The following is a 24,356-nucleotide window of genomic DNA, read 5'->3' as shown; positions in this document are numbered from 1 at the left end:
GTTCCTCAGGCAAAGGCTTCGGCGTATTCGCGCCAGGCGTACTCGCTGCTGTCGTCGATCAGCGCCAGCTCCTGCGCCAACGGCAGGTCGGGGTGCGGCCCCATCAGGTCGCGGAAGCCCGGGTCGCCGTTGGACCCGGCGAACTTGCGCTCGCATGACAGCGATACGCTCATCGAGAACATGAAGACTTCGATCTCGACGGTGATGGTGGCGCGCCCCGCGCATTTGCCGCTTTCGAACTCGTAGCGCAGTTCCAGGTAGATCTCGATGGAAATGCTGACGATGCCCAGCACGCTGACGCAGCCGCCCATGCGGAAGTAGCCGGCCAGCGAGCAGGCGTTCTTTTCCATGCGGAAGTAGATGCCTGCCATGACGTGCACGCCGCCGGAGGCCACGCCCAGGTTCACCGATACGCTGGCGCCGAACTCGAAGGCGGCCTCCATGAGCTGGATGCCGCTGGGATCCAGCGTGATGCCGAAGAATCCGCCGCCGCCGAACATGCACACCGACAGATTGAACGGCTGCTCGCGCGTGCAGAAATTGAAGCGCACGGACAGGGGCTGGCCGATGAACGGCACGGTGAAGCCCGCGCCCAGGCTGAGGTTGGACAGGTTGAAGACGCCGATGGCGACGGCCGGCAGCGCCAGGTCGAAGCCGGCGTCCACGCCCTTGGCCGAGATGTCCAGATAGGGTGGGTCGGAGAATCCGTCCAGCGGGATCAGGTCGCGCAGCGTTTCGACGAAGGACAGCGGGCCCACGAACTTGATGTCGGTCAGCAGCACGTCCACGTCCATCTTCGCGGCCGTGTCGATGCGGAACTCGATCTTCTCGAAGTTCAGCTCCATGAAACTGGCGGGCGCGATCAGCACCAGGTCGAAGTCCTTCAGCGAGCAGACCACCGACATCTTGGGCGCGCTCTGCCCGTTCTTGCGCACCCGCGCCTCCACCGCCACCCGGAAGCCGCGCGCATCGTTGACGCGGAACAGCGGCGGGTCGCCGGGCTTGATCGACCAGCTCTTGATCACCGGATTCCAGTCGAAGCGGAGGGTGAGTTCATCGCCGGTCAGAAGCTCCAGCAGCTCCGCGCTGGCCAGCACCGCATCGACCGCCAGCTTGACCGCTTGCAGCGCGGTCTGCGCGATCTGGCGCGGCGCGCCTTCCAGCAGGCGCGCGGTGCCTATGGTGCCCGACAGCGGATCGACGGCGTTCGTGATGGCCTGCAGGCGCGGTTTGAGCGTCGCGGCATCGGCGAAGAGTTCGTCCAGCTGGTCGGGATGGCCCACCACGGCGTCGAGCGCGTCGTACAGCGCCTTGCCCTGCAGCAGCAGCGCCGGCACGACGGCCACGCTGTCCAGCAGCGTCTGGGCGGTATTGGCGGCCTGGCGCAGCGATTGCCGCAGGCCGTCGGGCAGGTGCGCGCCGTTCACCTGCGCGTCCGCCGCGGTGTTCAATGCCTTCGCGGCATCGCGCGCGGCGGTGAGCACGGCGGGCAGTCCCGGCAGCGCGGGCGCGGCGTCGAAGGACAGTCCGGCCAGCAGCGCGACCTGCGCGCGTACCGCGTCCAGCGCGGCCATCAGGTCGTTGACGCGGGCCTTCGCGTCCTGCACCAGGTTCTGCGCATAGGCCTGCGCCTGGCCGAGCAGATCCTGCAGCGTGTCCTTCAGCACCTGCAAGGCGGCTTCGGCGATGCGGCCCGGCTGCTGCGCCAGGTCCGTCACCAGGCCGTAGAGCCGGCCCATTTCGTTGACCAGGCTTTCAAGCTGGGAACAGGCTTCCGATATGAAGCGCGGCACACGTTCCGGCGTGCCGGCGGCATTGGATACCGCTTCGATCACGTCGCCCAGCGGGATGCAGCCGAACAGCAGCGGAAAGGGCAGGTCCGATGAGAGGACCTTGGGGAAGATGTCCGGACCGTTCATCTTGCCGGCGACGAAGTCGGCCACCTTGCCGCTGACCGGGCCGGCCATGCGCGATAGCGCCGTGGGGCGCAGGTTCGGCTGGACGAAGCCGCCCGCGCGGTCGCCTTGGGCGGAGAAGTTCAGCACGGCGTCGCCGCGGTAGCCAGGCTCGGCGTCTATGTTGCCGAAAACCTGGCCGACGTTGCCGGAGTCGAATCCGAACCGCAGGTAGTGGTCGTTCCAGCTCAGCACGCTGTTGCTGTCGCTGCCCGTCAGTTCGGCCAGCGCGGCGATGCGGATCGCCGCGCGCTTGATGCCGGGATAGAACAGCGGGCCGTTCAACGAGTCGCTGTAGGCGCGCAGCTGGGTGTTGCCCGGATCGACCAGGCCGTCGAACTCGATCGTCTCCGCCTGCGCCGCGGTATCGCCGGGCTTGAGCGGGGATGCGAACGTGACGCGCTGCTGCTTGAACTGCGCGGTGCGGCGGCTGGATTCGGCACTGCGCCAGGCCCCCTGCGTTTGCTTGGCGAAGATCTCCGCGTTCACGTAGTCCGGCGTCAGCCATTGGCCGCTGAGCTTGCGCGGGCAGGCGCGGCCGCCATCCATGAAGATCATCGGCAGGTCGAACTGCACGATGCGGCCGTCGATGTCGGTGGCCGAGCAGGCGAAGCGGAAGGGGCTTGCGCCCACGCAGGGCCAGAACAGCAATTGCCCCAGGTCCCCGATCTTGCTGGCCGTGGAGGTGGGCAGATCCAGACTGGGCGTGACCGTGGTCAGGATGCGCACGCTGGAAAACGGCATCTGGCGATGCAGGAAGATCATGTTCCCCGTGTCGTCGCGCGCCTGCAGCAGCGGGTCGGCGTAGACGCGTTCGCGCTCGCGCACGATGATGAACAGGCGCTGGCGCAGGTAGGCCGGGTTGCCGGGCCTGTCCGTATGGAACTTGCGTTCGCTGACCTTCACCAGCGAGGCGCGGTGGCCGAAGGGAAACAGCAGGCCTTTGTAGACCACGCGGACGTAATGGTCGCGGCCCATGGCGCCGCGATGGGTCCATTCTTCCAGCGACAGCCCCGGCGCGTCCCAGTTGCCGCGCGAGTCCAGCCAGGCGCCCAGCGCGGACAGCATCAGCAGCTTGGCGTCCACCGGCTGCGGCGCGTAGTTGGCCACGGAAAAATTCGACGACAGGTGCGCGATCTGGAAACGGTCGAAATCGTCCATCGGCATGCGGAAGGGCGAGGTGTTCGGCTGCGGCAGATAGGTGACCGTCGGCACCGGAAACGCCGCCTGCATGGGCTTGGTCGTGCCTTCGCCGCCCAGCGCCCAGACCGCGCGCACGGTGGGCCGGGCATCGCCCGCGAGCGGCGCCCGGGCGCTGTCCTCGGGTTGCGCGGCCAGCAGCTGGGTATGCCAGAGTTCGGTGTGCTGCGTGGCGGCGGACGTCGCCGGCGCCTTGGCGTGGCGCCAGCGCTCCTCCGCATGCGGACTGAGGATCAGCCGCCAGGGCAGTTCTATCGCCGTCTGCTGCGCGGCGGGCAGCGCCGGCTTGGGGCCGCGCCTGAGGATTTCGATCAACGCGCTGGTGCGCTGCACTTCGCGGACAGGCGCACCGCCGCCCAGGCGCAACGCGCGCAGTCCTGGGGCGCCGCCGGCCTGGCGCAGCAGCAGCGCGCCAGGCGCGTTCAGCTGCGTGGCGATGCGCGCACTGCGCAGCGCGAAGCTCGACAGCGCCGCGCGTTGCACCGGCGAGAGCTTGTCGATGCGCGTGTCGAACAGATCGCGCAGGTTCAGGCGCGGCGCGCTGGGCCCCGGCGGACGCGCATTGGCCGCCACGGCCTGGGGCAGGGACTCCATTGCCGCCAGCACGCCTTCCAGCGTGTAGGGCACGTCGAAGCCATCGGGAATGGCAAAGGCCAGCCGCGATTCGCCGGCGATGCGCGCGCGCACCGGCGGGCCGGTGGGCTCTTCCTCCTCGCCCGGTGGGGGTTCCGGCTTGTCCGGCGTCGGGCGGGGCGCCGGCTGAGCGGCGTTGCCCAGCGGCGGACTTTCGAAGAAGGTTTCTTCGGTGATCGACTGCGGCGGGAAGTGGACGATGAGCGTGGCGGCCCCGTCGCCAGCCTTCTTCAAGCGGGGCGGCTGGCCTGGCGTCACCGCCAGATTGTGCAGCTCCAGCCGCAAGGCCAGCAGATCGGCCGGGCGCAGCACGGCCTGGCCGGGGCGGGTGCCGTCGAAGAAATTGCGGTTGGGATTGGGGGCCAAAACAGGAATGTTCAGCCTTCTGGTGACCATGCCAGTTCTCCTGCAAATAAGGAAACCCAGGAACGAAATCCTGCACGTCCAGCTACCTGCGAATCGAACTGCCAATGTGGCGAAAATTATCGTTGTGTTGCGTTAGTAGTCAACAACGCGCAGGCATGCGGCGGCGGCGGCCGCGGCAGCGCCGGCTTGAGAATCCGGATGTGGCTGAAAGATGTAGATGATGCGCGGCTTCACTCGGGAAGTTCACGCTTTGCATGAGGCTTTGGCCGCCATCCAAACGAACGGAAGGGCAGGCAACGGCATCCATCCGCGTGGGGGACGGGTGGCCGCCGGCGGAATTTATTTTGTACGAATGCGTAACGGCTCCGGCCCCGGAAATCCAGGGGGCCTGGATGGCGTCGAACCCTAGTTGGCTACCGCGGGCGCGTCGCCCAGCGCCTGCAGGCATTCCGCCAGCGACGGAATGGCGCTGGCCAGCGCCTGGACGGTTTGCGCGTCGACCTTGGCCAGCGGCGGAATCTCGGCCAGCACGCGCACGTCGCCGAAGCGCTCGATCGCTTCCTTGTTGCCGGCCGAAAGCGGCCCGCTCATGATCACGCCCAGTATCGGAATGCCGCGGCGCTTGAGCGCCTCCAGGCTGAGCAGGGTGTGGTTGATGGTGCCCAATCCGCTGCGCGCGGCCAGCACCACCGGCATGTCCAGCCGCGCGATCAGGTCGATCATCATGTGGGTGTCGTCGATCGGCACATACAGGCCGCCCGCGCCTTCCACGATCAGCGGCGCCTGCGTGGCTGGCGGCACGATGCTGGTGGCGTCGACGATGGTGTCTTCCAGCGTGGCGGCCGCCCAGGGCGACAGCGGCGCCTGCAGTACGTAGGCGGGCAGGTGCAGGCGTTCGGGCGGCAGCCCGGCCAGCTGCGCCACGGTTTCGGTGTCGCCGGGTTCTTCCGCCACCCCCGTCTGCACCGGTTTCCAGTAGTCGGCGTTCCAGGCGCGCGCCAGGATCGCGGACACCAGGGTCTTGCCGATGCCGGTATCCGTGCCGGTCACGAAGACGCCGGCGGGGTGCTGGTTCGATTTTTTCCACATACCGTAGGCCAGGTGATAGGTCACCCCGGCTCCTTGTTCGTCAAACGCCGCCAGCACCCGCCGCAGTTGCGCCGCGTTCAGCGGCGCGCGTCCGGGGGCGGGCGTGGTGGCGCCTATGCCTTTCAGGGCGCGCAGGAAATGCAGCCCGTCAGGATGATTTTGTATCAGCCGTTCGCTGCGTACGCCACCCGCCAGATTGCCCCAGTCCGGATGGATGGAGGCGGCGCGCGGATAGTGCGGCGTGGCGGCGGCAAGCCCAGCCGCGGCATGGGCGGCCTGCCATTCCTGGAACGTGCCGTCAGCCAGTGTCGCCACGGCCAGGCGGCCGCCCGGCGCGAGCAGCGCGGCCAGCCGGCCCAGCCCGGCGTTCAGGTCGGAAAACCACTGCACGGCCAGGCTGGAGCAGATCAGGTCGTAGCCGCCTTCGAGTCCGGCCGGATGCTCGCCGTCCAGCAACTGGTAGCGGACCTGGCCGGGCAAGGACGGGCCGCGTTGCGCGGCCGCGAGCATGCCGGGAGCAATGTCGGTGACGGTCCAGTCGGCGGCGCCGATGCGGCGCGCCAGCGCCTGGGTGAGCAGGCCGGTGCCGCAGCCGATCTCCAGGATGCGCGGGCGGGGCGGCAGCGGCAGCAGCGCGATATCGCCGGCCAGCCGCTCGGCCGCCAGGCGCTGGATGGGCGCGTGGTCTTCGTAGGCGGGGGCGGCGGCGCCAAAGCGCGCGCCGATTCCAGCGTTGCGCGGCGCTTGCGTCATTGGGCGTGCGCCAGGCGCGCCATGAAGGCGCGGATCTGCGCCGCGCACCAGGCAGCGTGCGACAGCGGCAGCAAATGGCCGCCGCCCTCGCACTGGTGGATCAGCGCGTCGGCGCTGCCGGCAAAGCCCGCCTGGGTCATGGGCGCGGGCACGATGGGATCGTCCGCGCCGGCCAGGACCAGCAGGGGGGCAGGCAGCGCCGCCAGGGTTTCGCGCCGGTCTTCGTCGCGCAGCGCCTGCAGGTCGCGCGCCAGCGGCGCGAGCCGGGGCTCGCCGAAATCGGACCCGTCGCCGCAACGCTGGCGGAAGTCGCTGAGCACCGCCGCGGGGTCCGAGGCCAGGCGCCGGGACATGCGTTCCAGCACGCGCGGCGCCACGCCGGCCTCGAAGCCGGGAGCGGCCGCGAAGCGCGCGAAGCCGTTGATGGACACCAGGCCCAGGCAGTCTTGCGGCAGTTCGCGCAACAGGCGCAGCACGCCCAGCGAATGGCCGATGGCGATCACCGGGCCGGTCATGGCAGGCTCCTGCGCCGGCCCGAAGTAGCCCGCATCGAAAACGGCTTGCGGACTATCGTGGAGTTCTGCGCGCAGCGGCGCCCAGACCGAGGCGTCGAAGGCCCAGCCGTGCACGAACAGCAGGGTGGGGCGGGACAGGCCGGCTTGCATGGAGGCAGTGGCCGTCACGCCAGCGCGGCGGCGAAACCGTCGATCAGGCGCGCCACGTCCACGTCGCGGTGCGCGGCGCTCAGCGTGACGCGCAGGCGGCTGGTGCCGGCGGGGACGGTGGGCGGGCGGATCGCCACGGCCAGCAAGCCGCGCTGTTCCAGTCCCGAGGCCAGCGCCAGGGCGCGGGCTTCGTCGCCTACGATGGCCGGCACGATCTGGGTGGAGGAGGCGCCTGTGTCCAGCCCCATGCCGCGCAGCGCGGCGCGCAGGTTGTCGCCGGCAGCCGCCAGACGGGCGCGTTCGGCATCCAGCGCGGGCACCAGGTCCAGCGCCGCGTCCATGGCGCCCAGCACCGCGGGCGGCAGCGCCGTCGTGTAGATGAAGCCCGAGCAGGCGTTGATCAGGTAGTCGCACAGCGCGCGCGAACCGGCGACGTAGGCGCCGAAGCCGCCCAGCGCCTTGCTGAAGGTGCCCATGGCCAGGTCGATGCGGCCGGGCGCCAGCCCTGCCAACCCCATGCCGCGAGGCCCCAGCACGCCGGTGGCGTGCGCCTCGTCCAGGTAGACGAAGGCGCGGTAGCGGTCGGCCAGGGTTGCCAGCCGTTCCACGTCGGTCCGGTCGCCGTCCATGCTGAACACGCTTTCGGTGACGATGAATCGCGACACGGGCTGGCCGGCCGCGTTTTCCGCCCTGGCGGCCAGCAGGCTCTCCAGATGGTCCAGGTCGTTGTGCCGGAAGCGGATCTGCTTCACGCCCGCCGCCTGGCAGCCGTGGTGCAGGCTGGCGTGGTTGAGCTTGTCGGCGTACAGCTCGACCTCGCCCTGGCTGGCGGCGGCGCGCAGCAGGGCCGGCAGCACGGCGGCGTTGGCCTGCCAGCCCGAGGCCAGTAGCAGCGCGGCCTCGGTGCCTTTCAGCCGGGCCAGCTTGGCCTCCACCTGTTCGTGCAGGTCCAGGTTGCCGGTCACCAGGCGCGAAGCCTGGGCGCCCGCGCCGTGGCGGGCTGCCCATTCGCGCGACCGCTCGACCAGCAGCGGATGCCGCGACAGGCCAAGGTAATCGTTGCTGGAGAAGTTCAGGACCGGTTCGCCCTCGAGGACGAGGCGTCCCGGGGCGGCGGCGGAGGCCGTGCGCAGGCGGCGGCGCACGCGGCGCGTTTCGGCACGCGCCAGTTCGGAGGAGAAAAGCGGATCCAGCTTGGACATCAATATTTCCGGCAGCGGCCGGGCAGGGGGCGAGCCCGCGCCAGGCCGTAGAATGCGAGCCATTGTAGTGGAGGCGGACGCCGCCCCGGTCGCGGCCATGTCCGCCGGGCGCGCCGCCGGTATCGAGAGGTGAATCATGCACACGCCCGACTGGGTGGCCCAGGGCCAGCCCCATATCTGGCTCCCCTATGCCCAAATGAAGACGGTGACGCCGCCGCTGCCGGTGGTGCGCAGCCACGGCAGCCGGCTCGAACTGGCCGACGGCCGCAGCCTGATCGACGGCGTGGCGTCCTGGTGGACGGCCTGCCACGGGTACAACCATCCGCACATCGCCCAGGCGGTGCGCGCGCAGCTGGACGCCATGCCGCACGTCATGTTCGGCGGGCTGACCCATGAACCCGCGCTGACCCTGGCGCGCCGCCTGGCCGCCCTGCTGGGGCCGGGACTGGATCGCGTCTTCTATACGGATTCCGGCTCGGTGGCGGTGGAAGTCGCCATGAAGATGGCGCTGCAATTCTGGCTCAACCAGGGCGAACGCGGCCGCAGCCGTTTCCTGGCGTTCCGCGGCGGCTATCACGGCGACACCTTCGGCACCATGGCGGTCTGCGATCCGGACGAGGGCATGCACAGCCTGTACCGCGGCATGCTGGCCGAGCACGACATCGTCGACCTGCCGCGCAGCGAGGCCGAACTGGCGGCGCTGGAGGCCCACCTGGAAGCCCATGGATCGCGCCTGGCCGGCATCCTGGTCGAGCCGCTGGTGCAGGGCGCCGGCGGCATGCTGCTGCATGCCCCGGAAGTACTGCGCCGCTTGCGCCGCCTGGCCGACCGCCACGGCCTGCTGCTGATCTTCGACGAGATCTTCACCGGCTTCGGCCGCACCGGCGCCATGTTCGCCTTCGAGCAGGCCGGCATCCGGCCGGACATCGTGACCTTGTCCAAGGCGTTGACCGGCGGCACCTTGCCGCTGGCCGCCACGGTGGCCAGCAGCCGGGTGTTCGAGGCGTTCTGGTCCGACGATCCCTCGCACGCGCTGATGCACGGCCCCACCTTCATGGGCAACGCGCTGGCCTGCGCCGCGGCCAATGCCTCGCTGGATCTTTTTGAGACTGAACCGCGGCTGGCTCAGGCGCACGCGATCTCCGCGGCTCTGGCCATGGGCCTGGAGCCGTGCCGCGAGCTGCCCTGGGTGCGCGACGTGCGTGTGCTGGGCGCGATCGGCGTGGTCGAGCTGGACGGCATCGCCGACCGCGAGGGCCTGAAGCGGCGCCTGGTCGAGGCCGGCGTCTGGGTGCGGCCGTTCGGCAACGTGGTCTACCTGACCCCGGCGCTGACCATCGCCGAGGACGAGCTGGCCAGCCTGATGCGGGCAGTGGTGGACGTGCTGCGCCGCCAGCGTCCCTGAGCCGGGCGGCGCCAAGTCCGCGTTGTCCGGGCAAACCGGCCAAAGCCGCCTTGATCCAGATCAAGGCGGCTTTGTAACGCGCTGGGTAACATCGGCGCATGCGAGCAAAATCGATCTTCGCCGTCCCGGCCGGACTGTCCGACGCCGACCGCCAGCAGCGCCGCCATGCGCTGGTGCGCCTGTCGCTGGCGTGGCTGGCGATGATGCAGGTGATGATGTTCGCCTGGCCCGGCTACCTGCGGCATGAAAGCATGCCCGCCGATGCGCTGGAAACGCTGGACTGGGCGATCGTGCTGATGAACTGGGCCAGCTTTGCGCTGACCGTGCCGGTGGTGGTGTATTCGGCCTGGCCGATCTGGCGCCACGCGGGCGACAATCTGCGCCATGGCCGCGCCGGCATGGACGTGCCGGTGGCCCTGGGCATTGTCGCCGCCTTCATTCCCAGCGTCCACGCCACCTACACGGGGCGCGGCGAGGTCTATTTCGATTCGGTCACGATGTTCGTGGCCTTCCTGCTCACCGCGCGCTATCTGGAACTATGCGCTCGCCAGTCCTTTGGCGGCGCGGCGGGCGGCTTGCGCCACGAGCGCGTGGAGGCGCAGCGCCTGGAGCTGGGCGCGCGCGCCGACCGGCTGGCCTCGCGCTTCGTCATGGTCCAGGTCGCGCTGGCGCTGGCCGCCGCGGCCGCCTGGGCCTATATCGATCCGGCGCACAGCATTCCGGTGATGGTCGCGCTTTTGGTGATGAGCTGTCCCTGCGCCATGTCGATGGCGGTGCCCACCGCCATGGCCTCCGCCCATTCGGCGCTGGCCTCCCACCCCCATATGTCCGACGCGGCGCTGGACGAGCTGCTGGATGAGGCGCGGCGCAAGGCTCGCCAGAACCTGCATGGCTCCGTGGTCTGGCATCTGCTGATGACCCCGCTGGCGCTGGTCGGCTGGGTCACGCCGTGGCTGGCCGCGATCACCATGCTGCTGTCCTCGCTGGCGGTCGCCTACAACTCGTGGCGCCTGTGCCGCCGCGACTGGGCTGGCGCGCCCGCGCCCGCGGCCGCCCTGGAAGCGGCGCAATGACCATTCTCTATCTGCTCCTGCCCCTGTCCCTGCTGTTCGTGCTGGCCATCGGGGTGTCGCTGTGGTGGGCCGTTTTCAACGGCCAGTACGACGACACCGATGACGCCGGCCGCGCCATCCTGCTTGATGACGACAGCGGACCCGCCAGCCGCGGCTGAGCGGCGCGCTTGATGTCGCGCCTGGACCCGTTGCGCCGGCGCCGCGTTCCCCACCGTGTAACCAGATGCTTGATCCAGATCAACGCTGCCTTGTTTGACTAGTCCCATCATTGCAGCCTGGAGCTATCTGTAACTTTAGGGGAAGGGCGATGAACGATTGCGCCGCAATCGCAAGCAAGGCCGACACCTTCAACTACAAGATCGTGAGGCAATTCGCGCTCATGACGGTAGTGTGGGGCATCGTCGGCATGGCCGTGGGCGTTTTTCTCGCTGCGCAGCTTATCTGGCCGCAGCTGAATTTTGATACCGCATGGCTGAGCTACGGCCGCCTGCGCCCGCTGCACACCAACGCAGTGATCTTCGCCTTCGGCGGCAGCGCGTTGTTCACGACGTCGTACTACGTGGTCCAGCGCACATGTCAGGCGCGCCTGTTCTGCGGCCCGCTGGCCGCGTTCACGTTCTGGGGCTGGCAGATCGTCATCGTCGCCGCCGCCATCACCTTGCCCATGGGTTTCACCAGCAGCAAGGAATACGCCGAACTCGAATGGCCCATCGACATCCTGATCACCCTGGTCTGGGTGGCCTACGCCATCGTGTTCTTCGGCACCATCATCAAGCGCCGTTCCAAGCACATCTACGTGGCCAACTGGTTCTTCGGCTCGTACATCCTGACCATCGCCATCCTGCACATCTTCAACAACATCGAAATGCCGGTGTCGATGTGGAAGTCCTATTCCGCCTACTCGGGCGTGCAGGACGCCATGGTGCAATGGTGGTACGGCCATAACGCCGTGGGCTTCTTCCTGACCACCAGCTTCCTGGGCATGATGTATTACTTCGTGCCCAAGCAGGCCGGCCGCCCCATCTATTCGTACCGCCTGTCCATCGTCCACTTCTGGGCGCTGGCCTTCACCTACATGTGGGCGGGTCCGCACCACCTGCTGTACACCTCGCTGCCGGACTGGACCCAGTCGCTGGGCATGACCTTCTCGCTGATCCTGCTGGCGCCGTCCTGGGGCGGCATGATCAACGGCATCATGACGCTGCAGGGCGCCTGGTACAAGCTGCGCACCGATCCGATCCTGAAGTTCATGGTGACGGCGCTGTCGTTCTACGGCATGTCGACCTTCGAAGGCTCGATGATGTCGATCCGCACGGTCAACGCACTGTCGCACTACACGGACTGGACCATCGGCCACGTGCACTCGGGCGCGCTGGGCTGGGTCGCCATGATTTCGTTCGGCTCGCTCTACTACCTGATCCCGCGCCTGTATGGCCGCGAGAAGATGTACAGCGTCAAGGCCATCGAACTGCATTTCTGGATCGCCACCATCGGCGTGGTGCTGTACATCGCCGCCATGTGGATCGCCGGCGTGCAGCAGGGCCTGATGTGGCGCGATACCGCCAGCGACGGCACCCTGGTCTACAGCTTCGTGGAAGAACTGAAGACGCGCGTGCCGTACTACCTGATCCGTTTGCTGGGTGGCACCTTGTTCCTGTCGGGTGTGTTCGTCATGGCCTGGAACGTGTGGATGACGGTGCGCGGCGCGCAGCCGGTCAACCCCGCCATTCCGCAAGACGATCCCCATGCCGCACGCCAGCCGGTCCCCGCGACCGCCGTGCCGGCCACTGTTTGACGAGGACATCATGGCCAACAATAAATCTGGTTTCTTTTCGCACCAGACGCTCGAGAAGAACATCGGCTGGATGATCATCGCCAGCATCCTGGTGGTGTCCTTCGCGGGCCTGGTCCAGATCGTGCCGCTGTTCTTCCAGCACAGCACGACCCAGCCCATCGCGGGCGTGGAACCCTACAGCCCGCTGCGCCTGATGGGCCGCGACGTCTATATCCGCGAAGGCTGCGTCGGCTGCCACTCGCAGCAGGTGCGGGTGCTGGCCGCGGAAGTGCAGCGCTACGGCCCGTACTCGGTGGCTTCGGAATCGGTCTTCGATCATCCGTTCCTGTGGGGCTCCAAGCGCACCGGCCCCGACCTGGCGCGCGTGGGCGAGCGTTACTCCGACGATTGGCACCGCATCCACCTGCGCGACCCGCGCAAGGTGGTGCCGGAGTCCAACATGCCCGCCTATCCCTGGCTGGAAAAGACCGTCATCACCGGCGAGAACGTGAGCGACCGCATGCGCGCCCTGCGCAAGCTGGGCGTGCCCTACACGGACGAGGAAATCGCCGCGGCGCCCAAGGCCATCGAAGGCAAGACCGAGGAAGACGCGCTGGTCGCCTACCTGCAAGGGCTGGGCGTGGGCGTGCGCAAGGCCAAGCAGGCCGAGCAGGCCAAGCAGGCGGAAGCGGCCAAGAAGGCCGCCCAGTCCGCCGCGCAGCCCGCCACTCAAGCCGCCGCGCCCGCGGCCGCGGGAGGCTGACCATGCTGGGCTACCTGAGCGCGGCCGTCACCGCCATTTCAATGGCAACTTTCTTCGGCATCGTCTGGTGGGCCTGCTCGCGCGGCCGCCAGAGCGCCAACCGCGAATCGGCCATGCTGCCGTTCGCACTGCCCGATGAGTTCGGGCAGGGACAACAAGATGGAGCGAATCGGTCATGAGCGATTTCGTCAATGGCTTCTGGGGATATTTCATCTCGATCGTCGCCGTGGGCGGCGTGGTCTGGTGCGTGTGGCTGCTGTACACCCAGCGCCGCTGGCTCAGTACCAAGCCGGCCAACGGCAAGGTCGAGGACACGGGCCACGTCTGGGACGGCGACCTGACCGAGCTGAACAACCCGGTGCCGGGCTGGTGGACCTGGATGTACCTGCTGGCCTGCGCCTTCGCGCTGGGCTATCTGTTCTTCATGCCTGGCCTGGGCGAATACAAGGGCCAGCTGGGCTATAGCAGCACGGAGGAAGTCGCCAGGCAGCAGGCCAAGATGGCCGAGGCCGTGCGTCCGATCTACGCGCGCTTTGAAACCATGGACATTCCGCAGATCGCCCAGGATCCGGGCGCCCGCGAAATCGGCCAGCGCCTGTTCCTGAACACCTGCGCGCAATGCCATGGCTCGGACGCCAAGGGCGGCCCCAGCTTCCCCAACCTGGCCGACGGCGACTGGCTGCATGGCGGCTCGCCCGAAGCCATCACGCAGACCATCACGCAAGGCCGCGTGGGCGTGATGCCGCCCTGGAAGGCCGCGATTGATGCCAAGACGGCGGCGGACATCGCCCAGTACGTGCGTTCGCTGTCGGGCCTCACGGCCGATCCGGTGCGCGTGTTCCGCGGCAAGCGCGAGTTCGCCAACTATTGCGTGGCCTGTCACGGCGTCGACGGCAAGGGCAACCAGGCGCTGGGCGCGCCCAACCTGACGGACGACGTCTGGCTCTACGGCAGCTCGGAAGCCACCATCGTCAAGACCATTCTCGACGGCCGCGACAACCGCATGCCGGCGCATGGCGACATCCTGACGCCGGAGCAGATCAAGATCCTGACGGCCTGGGTCTGGGGCTTGTCGAACAAGCCCGAAGCGACGGCGAGCGCCGCGCCGGCAAGCGCCACGCCGGCAACGAAGTAAAGGCTTTACAGCGTTTGTTTGGGGGCCGCGCCTGGCGTGGCCCCCATATCACTGGACATACAGCAGGGAGCAGCAAATGGAAGATGGGTCAGCCGCAAGGGTCGGCAATTCGCCTGACGGTGACCCGCCGCCCTGGCGGCCGCACGTGAGGCCGCCGCGTCCGGGCACGGAAACCCTGGAGCAGACGCTGGCGGGCGTGCGCAGCAAGATCTACCCGCGGTCCGTGAGCGGTATCTTCGCCCGCTGGCGCATCGCCTTTGTCTTTCTGACCCAGCTGGTTTTCTACGGCCTGCCGTGGCTGCAATGGAACGGCCGCCAGGCCGTGCTGTTCGACCTGGGCGCGCGCAAGTTCTATCTCTTCGGCCTGGTGCTGTGGCCGCAGGACGTGGTCTACCTGGCGGTGCTGCTGGTGATTTCGGCGCTGGCGCTGTTCCTGTTCACCGCGGTGGCGGGACGACTGTTCTGCGGCTACGCCTGTCCGCAGACCGTCTACACCGAGATCTTCATGTGGATCGAGCGCAAGGTCGAAGGCGACCGCGTCGCGCGCATCCGCCTGGACGAATCGCCCTGGACCTGGCGCAAGGCGCGCCTGAAGCTCACCAAGCATTTCCTGTGGATCGCGCTGGCCTGGTGGACGGGTTCCACCTTCATCGGCTATTTCGCGCCCATCCGCGAACTGGGCCATGAGCTGTTCGCGCTGCAACTCGGCCCCTGGCAGTGGTTCTGGATGCTGTTCTACGGCTTTGCCACCTGGGGCAACGCCGGCTTCATGCGCGAATCCGTGTGCAAGTACATGTGCCCCTACGCGCGCTTCCAGAGCGTGATGGTGGATCCCGACACCTTCGTGGTCACCTACGACAAGCGCCGCGGCGATCCGCGCGGCGGCCGCTCGCGCAAGGTGGACCACAAGGCCGCCGGCCTGGGCGATTGCGTTGATTGCAGCTTGTGCGTGCAGGTCTGTCCGACCGGCATCGACATCCGCGACGGCCTGCAATACATGTGCATAGGCTGCGGCGCCTGTATCGACGCCTGCGAACAGGTCATGGACAAGATGCAGTACGAGCCCGGCCTGATCCGCTACACCTCGGAACGCGCCATGCTGGACGGACTGTCCGCCAAGAGCGCGCGCTCCCATCTGCTGCGTCCGCGCGTGCTGATCTACGGCACGCTGATCCTGGCGTTGGCGATCGCTTTCGTGGCGTCCCTGGCCATGCGCAATCCCTTGCGCGTGGACGTGATCCGCGACCGCGGCGCGCTGGGACGCGAAGTGGCCGGCGGCATGATCGAAAACGTGTATCGCTTGCAGATCATCAATACCTCCGACCAGCCGATGCGCCTGCAGCTCTCGGCCGAGGGCATGCCCGGCCTGAAGGTGATGATGGGCCAGCAGGGCTCGGACACGGTCGACGTCGAGGCCGCGGCCAACAAGCTGGTGCCCATGGTGATCCGCGCGCCGGCCGGCGCCGAACCCGGCGCCCATGCCATCACGCTGCGCGCGCGCGGCCAGGACGGCGAGAACCGTCCTGCCGAAACCGACGAGCCCGCCAGCTTCTACGTACCCGACTGAACACTGAAGAGGACATGCCCATGACCGCCGCCCAACCCGCCAAGACCGCCAAACCCTGGTACCGCGAGCCCTGGCCCTGGATCCTGATGGCCGGCCCGTTCGCGGCCATGATAGGCTGCTTCATCACGATCTACTTTGCGTTCACCAACTTCAGCAGTCAGCCGATCCAGGAAGGCGTGGTCAAGCGCGGCCTGGTCATCGAGCAGGCGGCGTCCAGCGCCAATCCGTAACCCGGGAGAACAACAGATGGGCTTGCGATCATTGATGTGGATCCTGTGGCCGTCCTTCATGGCGGCCGCGGCGGGGAGCGCGCTGATCTTCGCCCTGATCGATCCGCTGGACGTGGCGATCTTCGGCCACGTGCCTACCGGACGCACCGGTTTCTATACCGTGTCTTTCTTCGTGTTGTGGGTCATGGCCGGACTGTCCAGCACGCTGACCGCGTACCTGATGCCCAAGGCGGAGGAACCCGAGGACCTGTAGCCGGGGCGCGGCGTTGCCGCGGCCCGGGGCCGTCGCAAGCGGCGGCTTATACCTTCTTCACGAACTCCGACTTCAGGCTCATCGCCCCGAAGCCGTCGATCTTGCAATCGATGTCGTGGTCGCCATCGACCAGGCGGATGCCCTTGACCTTGGTGCCCATCTTGACCACGCCACCGGAACCCTTGAGTTTCAGGTCCTTGATGACGGTGACGGTGTCGCCGTCCTGCAGCACATTGCCGGCCGAATCGCGGTAGACGCGCGCGGCTTCATCGGCGGACTCCGCGGCTTGCGCCGGCCATTCATGCGCGCATTCCGGGCAGACGTAGAGAGCGCCGTCTTCATAGGTGTATTCGGACTGGCATTTGGGACAGGCGGGCAGTGCGCTCACGTGTGGACCTCAGTGTAAAAAACGCGCGATGCGCAACACGCGATTGTACTGCTCTGCATGCTGTTTTTCCCTGTGCCGCAGGCGTTTCCCCCCCTTGGCATTGCGCGCTCTCAAGCTGTTGCGTCGCCATGCAGCAAGCCCACGAAATGGCGCGCCGCTGCGCTCAGCGGGCGGTCGCGGGGCACGATGCTGCCGAAGGCCGTGAGGCTCTGCCGGATCTGGTAGGGCAGTATCGCCAGCAGGCCATGCGCCGCGTAACGGCTGGCCACTGATTCCGGAATTACGCCCAGCATCGTCGATTTCATTGCCAGGTTGGTCGTGGTCAGGATCGACGCCGATTCGATCAGGCCCTTGGGCGTGGCGGCGTTGTGCGAGCGGAACTCCTGTTCGATGACGTCGCGCATCGGACTGCCATGCGGCTGCAACACCCAGGGGTAGTCCAGCATGGCCTCGAAGGCCACGCGCTTGCGGCCGGCCAGCGGATGGTCCACCGCCGCGATCACCGACAGCGCCTCGTCGCCGATCGGGCGAAAGACGTACTGGCTGTCCGACAGCGTCAGCATGCGGCCTATCACCACGTCCAGCTTGCCTTCGTTCATGCGGCCGATCAGCAGGTCGCTGGTGCCGGTGGAGATCTCCACCGCCAGCAGCGGATAGGTCTGTTTCAGGCGCAGCAGGGCATCGGTCAGGTGGCCGGGCGAGGCCGCCATGATGCTGCCGATGAATAGCTTGCCCGCGCTGCCCAGGCGCAGTTCCTCCAGTTCGCGGGCCAGCGACGAGACCGTGCCGCGCATGCCCCGGAAATACCCCATTACGCATTCGCCCGCCGCGGTCAGCGCCAGTCCGCGGCCGACCCGTCCGTATAGCGGCTGGCCGATGGCCAGTTCCAGTTCGTGCAGCATCTTGCTGGCAGCCGACTGGGTCATGTTGAGCTGGCTGGCGGCCGCGCGCAGCGTGCCGCGTTCCTCGATCGCCAGCAGCAGGACGATCTGCCGCATGCGCAGCCGGGCCAGCAGGGAAGGGACGTGGATCGCGCGTTCCATGATTGATCGCCTCAGGTGAACGATTGGTGCAAAAGTTTCATTTTACGGAAACAGCGCTTCTTTCTAAGATGGACCCACAAAAGATTGCCCCTGCAAGGGCAAAAAACATCAACCAAGGAGACAACCATGAAGACTCGGCTATTGGCCGCGATGGCGGCCGGCGCCCTGTGCCTGTCGGCTCTGGCGCCCGTCCAGGCGCAGACCGCCGACTGGCCCAACAAGCCCCTGCGCCTGCTGGTGGGGTCCGCGCCGGGCGGTGGCACCGACGCCATGGCGCGCGCCGTGGCCGACAAGCTCGGGCCCTTGCTCAAGCAGACCGTGGTGGTCGAGAACAAGCCGGGCGCGTCCAACACGCTGGCGGCCGACCTGGCCGCCAAGTCCACGGACGGCCACACCATGGTGATGGGGGTCTCTACCGCCCACGCCATCGCGCCGCACCTGCTGAAACTGGGTTATGACAACGACCGCGACCTGACGCCGGTGGTGTTCGTGGGCGCCGTGCCCAACATCCTGGTGGTCAACAACGACGTGCCGGCCAAGTCGGTGCAGGAACTGATCGCGCTGCTCAAGAGCAAGCCTGGCACCTACAACTTCGCCAGCAGCGGCTCGGGTAGCACCCAGCACATCGCCGCCGAACTGTTCAAGGACGCCACCGGCGTGCAGATGATCCACATTCCGTACCGCGGCAGCGGCCCGGCGCTGGTGGACCTGATGGGCGGGCAGGTGCAGATCGCGTTCGAGACCGCGTCTTCCGTGATCCCCCACATCAAGAGCGGCAAGGTGCGCGCGCTGGCCGTGCTGAGCGCCAAGCGCAACGCCCAGCTGCCCGACGTGCCAACCATGGCCGAGGCCGGCGTGCCCGGCGTGGAAATGAGCGCCTGGTACGGCGTCTACATGCCCAGCGGCACGCCTGCCGCCAACCAGAAACGCATCCATGACGCCGTCAACGGCATCCTGGCCCTGCCCGACACGCAGGCCCGCCTGCAGGCGATCGGCGCCGACATCAACCCGATGAGCCAGGAGCAGTTCGCGCAGTTCCACAAGAGCGAGAACCAGCGCTACGCCGGCGTCATCAAGAAGAACAACATTTCCGTGGAATGACCCAGACATGAGCACGCAGCAGAAACCCGTCATCGCCCTGACCCTGGGCGACCCCGCCGGCATCGGCGCCGAACTGATCGCCCGCCTGTTGGCCAGGCCCGAAGCCACGCAGCGGGCGAACATCGTGCTGGTGGGCGACGAGTGGCTGTGGCGCGAAGGCCAGCGGGTGGCGGGTGTGCAGGTCGCCACCCAGCCCGTGGACCGCATCGAGGCGGTGCGCGGCCGGCCGGACACCGGCGCGCCCGCCTGGCTGGGGGTGGATACCATCGAACCCGGCCAGGTGCATGTGGGCCAGGCCGAGGCGGCGGGCGGCGCGTCGGTGCTGCGGGTGCTCAATGCCTGCATGGACGCGGCGCGCGACGGCCACGTCGACGCCATCTGTTTCGCGCCCCTGAACAAGTACGCCATGAAGCTGGGCGGCCTGGGGCATGACGACGAGCTGCATCACTTCGCGAAGTACCTGGGCGTGACCGGGTACTTCTGCGAATTCAACACGCTGGGCGACCTGTGGACCTCGCGCGTGTCTTCGCATATCCCGCTGAAGGACGCGGCAGCGGCGCTCAGCATCGACTGCATCAAGGACGCGACGAGGCTGATTTACCGTTCGCTGCAGGCCAATGGCATTGCCGAGCCGCGCGTGGCGGTGGCGGCCTTCAATCCGCATGGCGGCGACGGCGGCACCTGCGGGCGCGAAGAGGTGGACATCATCGCGCCCGCCGTGCGGCAACTGAATGAAGAGGGGCTGCCGGTGCAGGGGCCGTTCCCCGCCGACACCATCTTCCTGAAGGCCCAGGCCGGCGAGTTCCAGGCCATCGTCACCATGTACCACGACCAGGGCCAGATCGCGATCAAGCTGCTGGGCTTCTCGCGCGGCGTGACGGTGCAGGGCGGCCTGCCCATTCCCATCACCACGCCGGCCCACGGCACCGCCTACGACATCGCCGGCCAGGGCCGCGCCAATCTGGACGCCACCTGGCAGGCCTTCCTCATCGCCTGCCGCATGGGCCTGTCGCACCGCGCCTCGCGGACGCAGGCGGGCTGATCCGCGGCTTTCATTCCATACCCTTACTCCAAGCAGGAAATCCTCATGAAGATCAAATCCGTCCGCGCCCGCGTCTACGAGTGGACCGGCAAGACCGTGCCGCCGCAGGGTAATTTCTGCTCCAACGCCATGGACCTGCTGTACTCCAAGCAGGAAACCATGAGCACCTTCCGCTTCCACGGCTGGACCGTGGTCGAGGTGGAGACGGACGACGGCATCGTGGGCCTGGGCAACGTGGCGCTGGCGCCGCGCGTGGCCAAGGCCATCATCGACCAGTACCTGGCCCCGCTGGTGATCGGGCAGGATCCCTGGGACTACGAATACCTGTGGCAGCGCATGTACCGCTCGACCCACGCCTGGGGCCGCAAGGGCGTGACCATGGCCGCGATTTCGGCGGTGGACCTGGCCATCTGGGACATCCTGGGCAAGTCGGTGAACAAGCCTGTCTTCAAGCTGCTGGGCGGCCGCACCAAGGAGAAGATCCCGGTCTACTACTCCAAGCTCTACCGCACCGACCTGAAGGCCATGCAGGAAGAGGCCCAGACCTATCTGGACCAGGGCTTCACGGCCTTCAAGATGCGCTTCGGCTACGGTCCGGCGCATCTGCAGCAGGGCGTGTCGGAGAACCTGAAATCGGTGGCGGCGGTGCGCGAGGTGATCGGCTACGACACCGACCTGATGCTGGAGTGCTACATGGGCTGGAACCTGGAATACGCCAAGCGCATCCTGCCCAAGCTGGAGAAGTTCGAGCCGCGCTGGCTGGAGGAGCCCGTCATCGCCGACGACATCGACGGCTATGCGGAACTGAACCAGCTGACCTCGATTCCGATCTCCGGCGGCGAACACGAATTCTCGCTTTACGGCTTCAAGCAGCTGCTGGACCGCAAGGCGGTGTCGGTGGTGCAGTACGACACCAACCGCGTCGGCGGAATCACGGCGGCGCACAAGATCAACGCGCTGTGCGAGGCCTACAGCGTGCCGGTGGTGCCGCATGCCGGCCAGATGCACAACTACCACCTGACCATGAGCACGCTGGCCTCGCCCATGAGCGAGTACTTCCCCATGTTCGACGTGGAGGTCGGCAACGAGCTGTTCTATTACATCTTCGACGGCGAGCCGGTGGCCAAGGAAGGCTTCATCGACCTGGACGACGACAAGCCCGGCCTGGGCCTGACGCTGAAGACCGAATACCTCAAAGACTTCAACATCATCGAGTAACCATGGCTACCTACCAGAACCCGCGCTATCGCGGCATATTCCCGGTCGTGCCCACCCCCTTCACCGAGTCTGGCGAGCTGGACCTGCCCAGCCAGAAGCGCGCGGTGGATTTCATGATCGACTCGGGGGTGGACGGCCTCTGCATCCTGGCCAACTTCTCCGAGCAGTTCGTGCTGTCTGACGACGAGCGCGAGATCCTGACGCGGACCATCCTGGAGCACGTCGCCGGCCGCGTGCCGGTCATCGTGACCACCACCCACTTCAGCACCCAGGTCTGCGCCGCGCGCAGCCGGCGCGCGCAGGAGCAGGGCGCCGCCATGCTGATGATCATGCCGCCGTACCACGGCGCCACCATCCGCGTGTCCGAGGAACAGGTGGCGGGATTCTTCCAGCGCGTGTCGGACGCGGTGGATATCCCCATCATGATCCAGGACGCGCCGGTGGCGGGCACGCCGTTGTCGGCCGCGGCGCTGGCGCGGATGGCGCGCGAGATCGAGCACGTCGCCTACTTCAAGATCGAGACGGCGGGCGCGGCCTCCAAGCTGCGCGACCTGATCGCGCTGGGTGGCGAGGCCGTGGAAGGGCCCTGGGACGGCGAGGAAGCCATCACCCTGCTGCCCGACCTGGACGCCGGCGCCACGGGCTCCATGACCGGCGGCGGCTTCGCCGACGGCCTGCGCCCCATCATCGAGGCCCACCGCGCCGGCAAGCGGGACGAGGCCTACCGCCTGTACGAACGCTGGCTGCCCCTGATCAACTACGAAAACCGGCAGGGCGGCATCCTCACGGCCAAGGCCTTGATGAAGGCCGGCGGCGTGATCGCCTGCGATGCGCCGCGGCACCCGTGGCCGGCCATGCGCGCAGAGGTCCGGCAGGGCCTGCTGGAGATCGCAAGCCGCCTGGATCCCCTGGTCCTGCGCTGGGGGCGTTGAGCAGGGATTGCGCAGCCCGCCAAACACACTGTTCCGTCACGCTGAACAAGCCTGTCACGCGTGACGGTTAAAATCCCTGGCTATCCATCCAGTCGGGGGCGCGTGTGCAGCCGGTCATTTCAGTTCAGGATCTATCCAAACGGTACGGATCCGGATTCCAGGCGCTCAAGAGCGTGAACCTGGACATCCGGCGCGGCGAGATCTTCGCCCTGCTCGGGCCCAACGGCGCGGGCAAGACCACGCTGATCAGCATCATCTGCGGCATCGTCAATCCCACCGCCGGCCGCGTGCTGGCCGATGGCCACGACATCGTCGCGGAGTTCCGCGCGGCCCGCGCCAAGATCGGCCTGGTGCCGCAGGAAATCTCCACCGACGCGTTCGAGAGCGTCTGGAACACCGTCAACTTCAGCCGCGGCCTGTTCGGCAAGCCGACCGACCACGCTTATATCGAGAAAGTGCTGCGCGACCTGTCCCTGTGGGACAAGAAGGACAGCCGCATCATGGCGCTGTCGGGCGGCATGAAGCGCCGCGTCATGATCGCCAAGGCGCTGTCGCACGAACCCGCCATCCTGTTCCTGGACGAGCCCACCGCCGGCGTGGACGTCGAACTGCGGCGCGGCATGTGGGAAATGGTGCGGCGGCTGCGCGAAAGCGGCGTCACCATCATCCTCACCACGCACTACATCGAGGAAGCCCAGGAAATGGCCGACCGCATCGGCGTGATCCGCAAGGGCGAGATCATCCTGGTCGAAGAGAAGAACGCGCTGATGGCCAAGCTGGGCAAGCGCCAGCTGGCGCTGACCCTGAAGGCGCCGCTGCCCGGCATTCCCACGGCGCTGGACGCCTTTCAACTGGAACTCTCCGACAACGGCCACAAGCTGGTCTACACCTACGATAACCAGGGCGGCGGGGAAATCTCCCGGCTGCTGCACGAGCTCTCGCGGCTGGAGATCGAATTCACCGACCTGAATTCGTCGGAAAGCTCGCTCGAGGATATCTTTGTCAGCCTGGTGCACGGTCAATCATGAACTTCTACGCCATCCGCGCTATCTACCTGTTTGAAATGGCCCGCGCTTGGCGCACGCTGATGCAGAGCGTGCTGTCGCCCGTGATCTCCACCTCGCTGTATTTCGTGGTGTTCGGTTCCGCCATCGGCTCGCACATGGTCGAGATCGACGGCGTGAGCTACGGCGCCTTCATCGTGCCCGGCATGATCATGCTGTCGCTGCTGACGCAAAGCATCGCCAACGCGTCCTTCGGCATCTACATGCCGCGCTTCTCGGGCACCATCTACGAAATCCACTCGGCGCCCATCTCCTACGTGGAGATCGTCATGGGCTACGTCGGGGCCGCCGCCAGCAAGTCCATCATCCTGGGGCTCATCATGCTGGCCACGGCGCGGCTCTTCGTCTCGTTCGAGGTCGCGCATCCGTTCTGGATGCTGGGCTTCCTGGTGCTGACGGCCGTGACCTTCAGCCTGTTCGGCTTCATCATCGGCATCTGGGCCGACGGCTTCGAAAAGCTGCAGATCATCCCGCTGATGATCATCACGCCGTTGACGTTCCTGGGCGGCACCTTCTATTCCATCAAGATGCTGCCGCCGTTCTGGCAGACCGCGACCCTGTTCAACCCGGTGGTGTATCTGGTCAGCGGCTTTCGCTGGGCCTTTTATGGCGTGGCGGACGTCAGCCTGGGCGTCAGCGTGGGCATGACGCTGGTGTTCCTGCTGGCCTGCCTGATTGGCGTGCGCTGGATCTTCAAGACCGGCTACCGGCTGAAGACCTGAGCCCGTCCGGCGCAGCAGGCGCCGGACGAGGGCCAAGGCCTCAGGATTGCGCCGTCGTCGGCGCGCGGCGGGCCAGGCCGCCGAAGGCGTCGAGCAGCCGCTCGCGCCAGGCATGGACCGGATCGTCCTCGGCCAGCAGTTCCAGCGTGCTGGTGCAGCGCGCCCACATGAACATGCCGAACACCGCATAGTCGGCATAGGCCGGCTGCTGACCGGCCAGATAGGGCTGCTTGCCCAGCATCTGCCGCAAGGGCAGCAGCGCCGCGCGCAGCGCGGCGGTCTGGTCCTCATAGCCCGCGGGCAGGTCTTCCAGCCTGCCGAAGCGCTTTTCCCGCGTGGCGCGGAAATAGTCCCGGTCTTTTTCGTGGATCAGGCCGTGGATGCTGGGCAGCAGCAGCCGCGCCAGCGTGGGCACCAGGGTGGTGTCCGACCATGAATTCACGAACAGGCTCAGGGCGCGGCCGCTCGCGCCGCCGAACAACGAGGGCCGTTCGGGAAAGGTGTCTTCCAGGTAGCACGCGATCTGCCAGGAATCACTGACGACGTGCTCGCCATGCACCAGCACCGGCACCAGCTTCTGGCCGGAAAAGTCTATGGCTTCCTTTTCGGTGAAGCGCCAGGGCACGGTCGTGGCGGCCAGGCCCTTGTGGGCCAGGGCCATGTGGGTCTTCCAGCAATGCGGGCTGAAGCGCAGCGAGGCGTCTGCGCCCGCCAGGTCATAGAGAGTGAGATCCGGGGTCAAGATGCTGCGCTCCTTCTGCGTGTCGGTGAGGGAAACCGGAA

At 67.3% G+C, this 24,356-nt stretch carries 23 protein-coding genes; 16 read left to right on the top strand and 7 right to left on the bottom strand.

Annotated features, from left to right (window positions below; genetic code table 11):
* Positions 1-5 precede the first annotated feature (5 nt).
* The 4 genes from BRO63_RS20565 to BRO63_RS20550 form a co-directional block, all read right to left on the bottom strand.
* On the bottom strand, positions 6-4,184 hold the full coding sequence (locus BRO63_RS20565) for a hypothetical protein (protein ID WP_088141578.1): 4,179 nt from the start codon (positions 4,182-4,184) through the stop codon (positions 6-8).
* 375 nt (positions 4,185-4,559) lie between these two features.
* Positions 4,560-5,996, bottom strand: a complete 1,437-nt coding sequence (gene bioD / locus BRO63_RS20560; RefSeq protein WP_088141577.1) for a dethiobiotin synthase — start codon at positions 5,994-5,996, stop codon at positions 4,560-4,562.
* Positions 5,993-6,661 carry an alpha/beta fold hydrolase gene (locus BRO63_RS20555; protein ID WP_088141576.1) on the bottom strand — a complete coding sequence of 223 codons (669 nt, stop codon included), beginning with the start codon at positions 6,659-6,661 and terminating at the stop codon, positions 5,993-5,995. Before BRO63_RS20555 ends, bioD begins: the two co-directional genes overlap by 4 nt.
* A 14-nt stretch (positions 6,662-6,675) precedes the next feature.
* Positions 6,676-7,863 carry an aminotransferase class I/II-fold pyridoxal phosphate-dependent enzyme gene (locus BRO63_RS20550; RefSeq protein ID WP_179215165.1) on the bottom strand — a complete coding sequence of 396 codons (1,188 nt, stop codon included), beginning with the start codon at positions 7,861-7,863 and terminating at the stop codon, positions 6,676-6,678.
* Between the two features lie 136 nt (positions 7,864-7,999).
* Here BRO63_RS20550 and BRO63_RS20545 point away from each other — a divergent pair, with 136 nt between their 5' ends.
* The 10 genes from BRO63_RS20545 (at position 8,000) to BRO63_RS20500 (ending at position 16,063) form a co-directional block, all read left to right on the top strand.
* Complete coding sequence (locus BRO63_RS20545; protein ID WP_088141575.1) at positions 8,000-9,268, top strand: adenosylmethionine--8-amino-7-oxononanoate transaminase; 1,269 nt, start codon at positions 8,000-8,002, stop codon at positions 9,266-9,268.
* Between the two features lie 98 nt (positions 9,269-9,366).
* Complete coding sequence (locus tag BRO63_RS20540; RefSeq protein ID WP_088141574.1) at positions 9,367-10,341, top strand: P-type ATPase; 975 nt, start codon at positions 9,367-9,369, stop codon at positions 10,339-10,341.
* Positions 10,338-10,499, top strand: a complete 162-nt coding sequence (gene ccoS / locus BRO63_RS20535) for a cbb3-type cytochrome oxidase assembly protein CcoS (RefSeq protein ID WP_042794347.1) — start codon at positions 10,338-10,340, stop codon at positions 10,497-10,499. Before BRO63_RS20540 ends, ccoS begins: the two co-directional genes overlap by 4 nt.
* Positions 10,500-10,648: 149 nt before the next feature.
* On the top strand, positions 10,649-12,136 hold the full coding sequence (gene ccoN / locus BRO63_RS20530; protein ID WP_054452861.1) for a cytochrome-c oxidase, cbb3-type subunit I: 1,488 nt from the start codon (positions 10,649-10,651) through the stop codon (positions 12,134-12,136).
* A gap of 10 nt (positions 12,137-12,146) precedes the next feature.
* Positions 12,147-12,878 carry a cytochrome-c oxidase, cbb3-type subunit II gene (gene ccoO, locus BRO63_RS20525; protein ID WP_088141573.1) on the top strand — a complete coding sequence of 244 codons (732 nt, stop codon included), beginning with the start codon at positions 12,147-12,149 and terminating at the stop codon, positions 12,876-12,878.
* A 2-nt stretch (positions 12,879-12,880) separates the two neighbouring features.
* The gene (locus tag BRO63_RS20520) at positions 12,881-13,057 is read left to right on the top strand and encodes a cbb3-type cytochrome oxidase subunit 3 (RefSeq protein ID WP_088141572.1); all 177 of its coding nucleotides are present in this window, start codon (positions 12,881-12,883) and stop codon (positions 13,055-13,057) included.
* Positions 13,054-14,013, top strand: coding sequence for a cytochrome-c oxidase, cbb3-type subunit III (ccoP, locus tag BRO63_RS20515; RefSeq protein ID WP_088141571.1), 960 nt, complete (start codon positions 13,054-13,056; stop codon positions 14,011-14,013). The genes BRO63_RS20520 and ccoP overlap by 4 nt, the downstream gene beginning before the upstream one ends.
* A 76-nt stretch (positions 14,014-14,089) precedes the next feature.
* Positions 14,090-15,580: a cytochrome c oxidase accessory protein CcoG gene (gene ccoG, locus BRO63_RS20510; RefSeq protein ID WP_088141570.1), complete on the top strand. Its 1,491-nt coding sequence runs from the start codon at positions 14,090-14,092 to the stop codon at positions 15,578-15,580.
* 20 nt (positions 15,581-15,600) lie between these two features.
* A complete protein-coding gene (locus tag BRO63_RS20505; protein ID WP_088141664.1) occupies positions 15,601-15,810 on the top strand; it encodes a FixH family protein in 210 nt (69 codons plus the stop codon).
* A 16-nt stretch (positions 15,811-15,826) separates the two neighbouring features.
* Positions 15,827-16,063, top strand: a complete 237-nt coding sequence (locus BRO63_RS20500; protein ID WP_054452851.1) for a hypothetical protein — start codon at positions 15,827-15,829, stop codon at positions 16,061-16,063.
* A 46-nt stretch (positions 16,064-16,109) separates the two neighbouring features.
* On the opposite strand, the gene BRO63_RS20495 is transcribed toward BRO63_RS20500, so the two are convergent.
* Together BRO63_RS20495 and BRO63_RS20490 are read right to left on the bottom strand one after the other, a co-directional pair.
* A complete protein-coding gene (locus tag BRO63_RS20495) occupies positions 16,110-16,451 on the bottom strand; it encodes a zinc ribbon domain-containing protein YjdM (RefSeq protein ID WP_059372471.1) in 342 nt (113 codons plus the stop codon).
* Between the two features lie 110 nt (positions 16,452-16,561).
* On the bottom strand, positions 16,562-17,494 hold the full coding sequence (locus BRO63_RS20490) for a LysR family transcriptional regulator (RefSeq protein WP_088141569.1): 933 nt from the start codon (positions 17,492-17,494) through the stop codon (positions 16,562-16,564).
* A 126-nt stretch (positions 17,495-17,620) separates the two neighbouring features.
* Here BRO63_RS20490 and BRO63_RS20485 point away from each other — a divergent pair, with 126 nt between their 5' ends.
* The 6 genes from BRO63_RS20485 (at position 17,621) to BRO63_RS20460 (ending at position 23,573) form a co-directional block, all read left to right on the top strand.
* Positions 17,621-18,595, top strand: coding sequence for a Bug family tripartite tricarboxylate transporter substrate binding protein (locus BRO63_RS20485; RefSeq protein WP_088141568.1), 975 nt, complete (start codon positions 17,621-17,623; stop codon positions 18,593-18,595).
* 7 nt (positions 18,596-18,602) lie between these two features.
* Positions 18,603-19,637 (top strand): 4-hydroxythreonine-4-phosphate dehydrogenase PdxA, encoded by a 1,035-nt coding sequence (locus BRO63_RS20480; RefSeq protein WP_088141567.1) that lies wholly within the window; start codon positions 18,603-18,605, stop codon positions 19,635-19,637.
* Positions 19,638-19,682: 45 nt separating this feature from the next.
* Positions 19,683-20,855 (top strand): L-rhamnonate dehydratase, encoded by a 1,173-nt coding sequence (locus BRO63_RS20475; protein WP_088141566.1) that lies wholly within the window; start codon positions 19,683-19,685, stop codon positions 20,853-20,855.
* Between the two features lie 2 nt (positions 20,856-20,857).
* Positions 20,858-21,787: a dihydrodipicolinate synthase family protein gene (locus tag BRO63_RS20470; protein ID WP_088141565.1), complete on the top strand. Its 930-nt coding sequence runs from the start codon at positions 20,858-20,860 to the stop codon at positions 21,785-21,787.
* Between the two features lie 104 nt (positions 21,788-21,891).
* Positions 21,892-22,815, top strand: a complete 924-nt coding sequence (locus BRO63_RS20465; RefSeq protein WP_088141564.1) for an ABC transporter ATP-binding protein — start codon at positions 21,892-21,894, stop codon at positions 22,813-22,815.
* Positions 22,812-23,573 carry an ABC transporter permease gene (locus BRO63_RS20460; RefSeq protein WP_088141563.1) on the top strand — a complete coding sequence of 254 codons (762 nt, stop codon included), beginning with the start codon at positions 22,812-22,814 and terminating at the stop codon, positions 23,571-23,573. The genes BRO63_RS20465 and BRO63_RS20460 overlap by 4 nt, the downstream gene beginning before the upstream one ends.
* Before the next feature lie 40 nt (positions 23,574-23,613).
* On the opposite strand, the gene BRO63_RS20455 is transcribed toward BRO63_RS20460, so the two are convergent.
* Positions 23,614-24,315, bottom strand: coding sequence for a glutathione S-transferase family protein (locus BRO63_RS20455; protein WP_088141663.1), 702 nt, complete (start codon positions 24,313-24,315; stop codon positions 23,614-23,616).
* Positions 24,316-24,356: the final 41 nt, after the last annotated feature.

It is taken from the genome of Achromobacter xylosoxidans (assembly GCF_002192695.1).
Lineage (GTDB): Bacteria > Pseudomonadota > Gammaproteobacteria > Burkholderiales > Burkholderiaceae_B > Achromobacter > Achromobacter xylosoxidans_C.
This window is presented reverse-complemented; position numbering and strand designations above follow the sequence as displayed.

Bases quoted from the DNA above. Each gene is read 5' to 3' on its own strand.
- ccoN (WP_054452861.1), top strand. From the start codon at position 10,649: ATGAACGATTGCGCCGCAATCGCAAGCAAGGCCGACACCTTCAACTAC.
- BRO63_RS20470 (WP_088141565.1), top strand. From the start codon at position 20,858: ATGGCTACCTACCAGAACCCGCGCTATCGCGGCATATTCCCGGTCGTG.
- BRO63_RS20550 (WP_179215165.1), bottom strand. From the start codon at position 7,863: ATGTCCAAGCTGGATCCGCTTTTCTCCTCCGAACTGGCGCGTGCCGAA.
- BRO63_RS20505 (WP_088141664.1), top strand. From the start codon at position 15,601: ATGACCGCCGCCCAACCCGCCAAGACCGCCAAACCCTGGTACCGCGAG.
- BRO63_RS20565 (WP_088141578.1), bottom strand. From the start codon at position 4,184: ATGGTCACCAGAAGGCTGAACATTCCTGTTTTGGCCCCCAATCCCAAC.
- BRO63_RS20490 (WP_088141569.1), bottom strand. From the start codon at position 17,494: ATGGAACGCGCGATCCACGTCCCTTCCCTGCTGGCCCGGCTGCGCATG.
- BRO63_RS20540 (WP_088141574.1), top strand. From the start codon at position 9,367: ATGCGAGCAAAATCGATCTTCGCCGTCCCGGCCGGACTGTCCGACGCC.
- BRO63_RS20545 (WP_088141575.1), top strand. From the start codon at position 8,000: ATGCACACGCCCGACTGGGTGGCCCAGGGCCAGCCCCATATCTGGCTC.
- BRO63_RS20500 (WP_054452851.1), top strand. From the start codon at position 15,827: ATGGGCTTGCGATCATTGATGTGGATCCTGTGGCCGTCCTTCATGGCG.
- BRO63_RS20520 (WP_088141572.1), top strand. From the start codon at position 12,881: ATGCTGGGCTACCTGAGCGCGGCCGTCACCGCCATTTCAATGGCAACT.
- bioD (WP_088141577.1), bottom strand. From the start codon at position 5,996: ATGACGCAAGCGCCGCGCAACGCTGGAATCGGCGCGCGCTTTGGCGCC.
- BRO63_RS20480 (WP_088141567.1), top strand. From the start codon at position 18,603: ATGAGCACGCAGCAGAAACCCGTCATCGCCCTGACCCTGGGCGACCCC.
- BRO63_RS20555 (WP_088141576.1), bottom strand. From the start codon at position 6,661: ATGCAAGCCGGCCTGTCCCGCCCCACCCTGCTGTTCGTGCACGGCTGG.
- BRO63_RS20485 (WP_088141568.1), top strand. From the start codon at position 17,621: ATGAAGACTCGGCTATTGGCCGCGATGGCGGCCGGCGCCCTGTGCCTG.
- ccoO (WP_088141573.1), top strand. From the start codon at position 12,147: ATGGCCAACAATAAATCTGGTTTCTTTTCGCACCAGACGCTCGAGAAG.
- BRO63_RS20460 (WP_088141563.1), top strand. From the start codon at position 22,812: ATGAACTTCTACGCCATCCGCGCTATCTACCTGTTTGAAATGGCCCGC.
- BRO63_RS20475 (WP_088141566.1), top strand. From the start codon at position 19,683: ATGAAGATCAAATCCGTCCGCGCCCGCGTCTACGAGTGGACCGGCAAG.
- ccoG (WP_088141570.1), top strand. From the start codon at position 14,090: ATGGAAGATGGGTCAGCCGCAAGGGTCGGCAATTCGCCTGACGGTGAC.
- ccoP (WP_088141571.1), top strand. From the start codon at position 13,054: ATGAGCGATTTCGTCAATGGCTTCTGGGGATATTTCATCTCGATCGTC.
- ccoS (WP_042794347.1), top strand. From the start codon at position 10,338: ATGACCATTCTCTATCTGCTCCTGCCCCTGTCCCTGCTGTTCGTGCTG.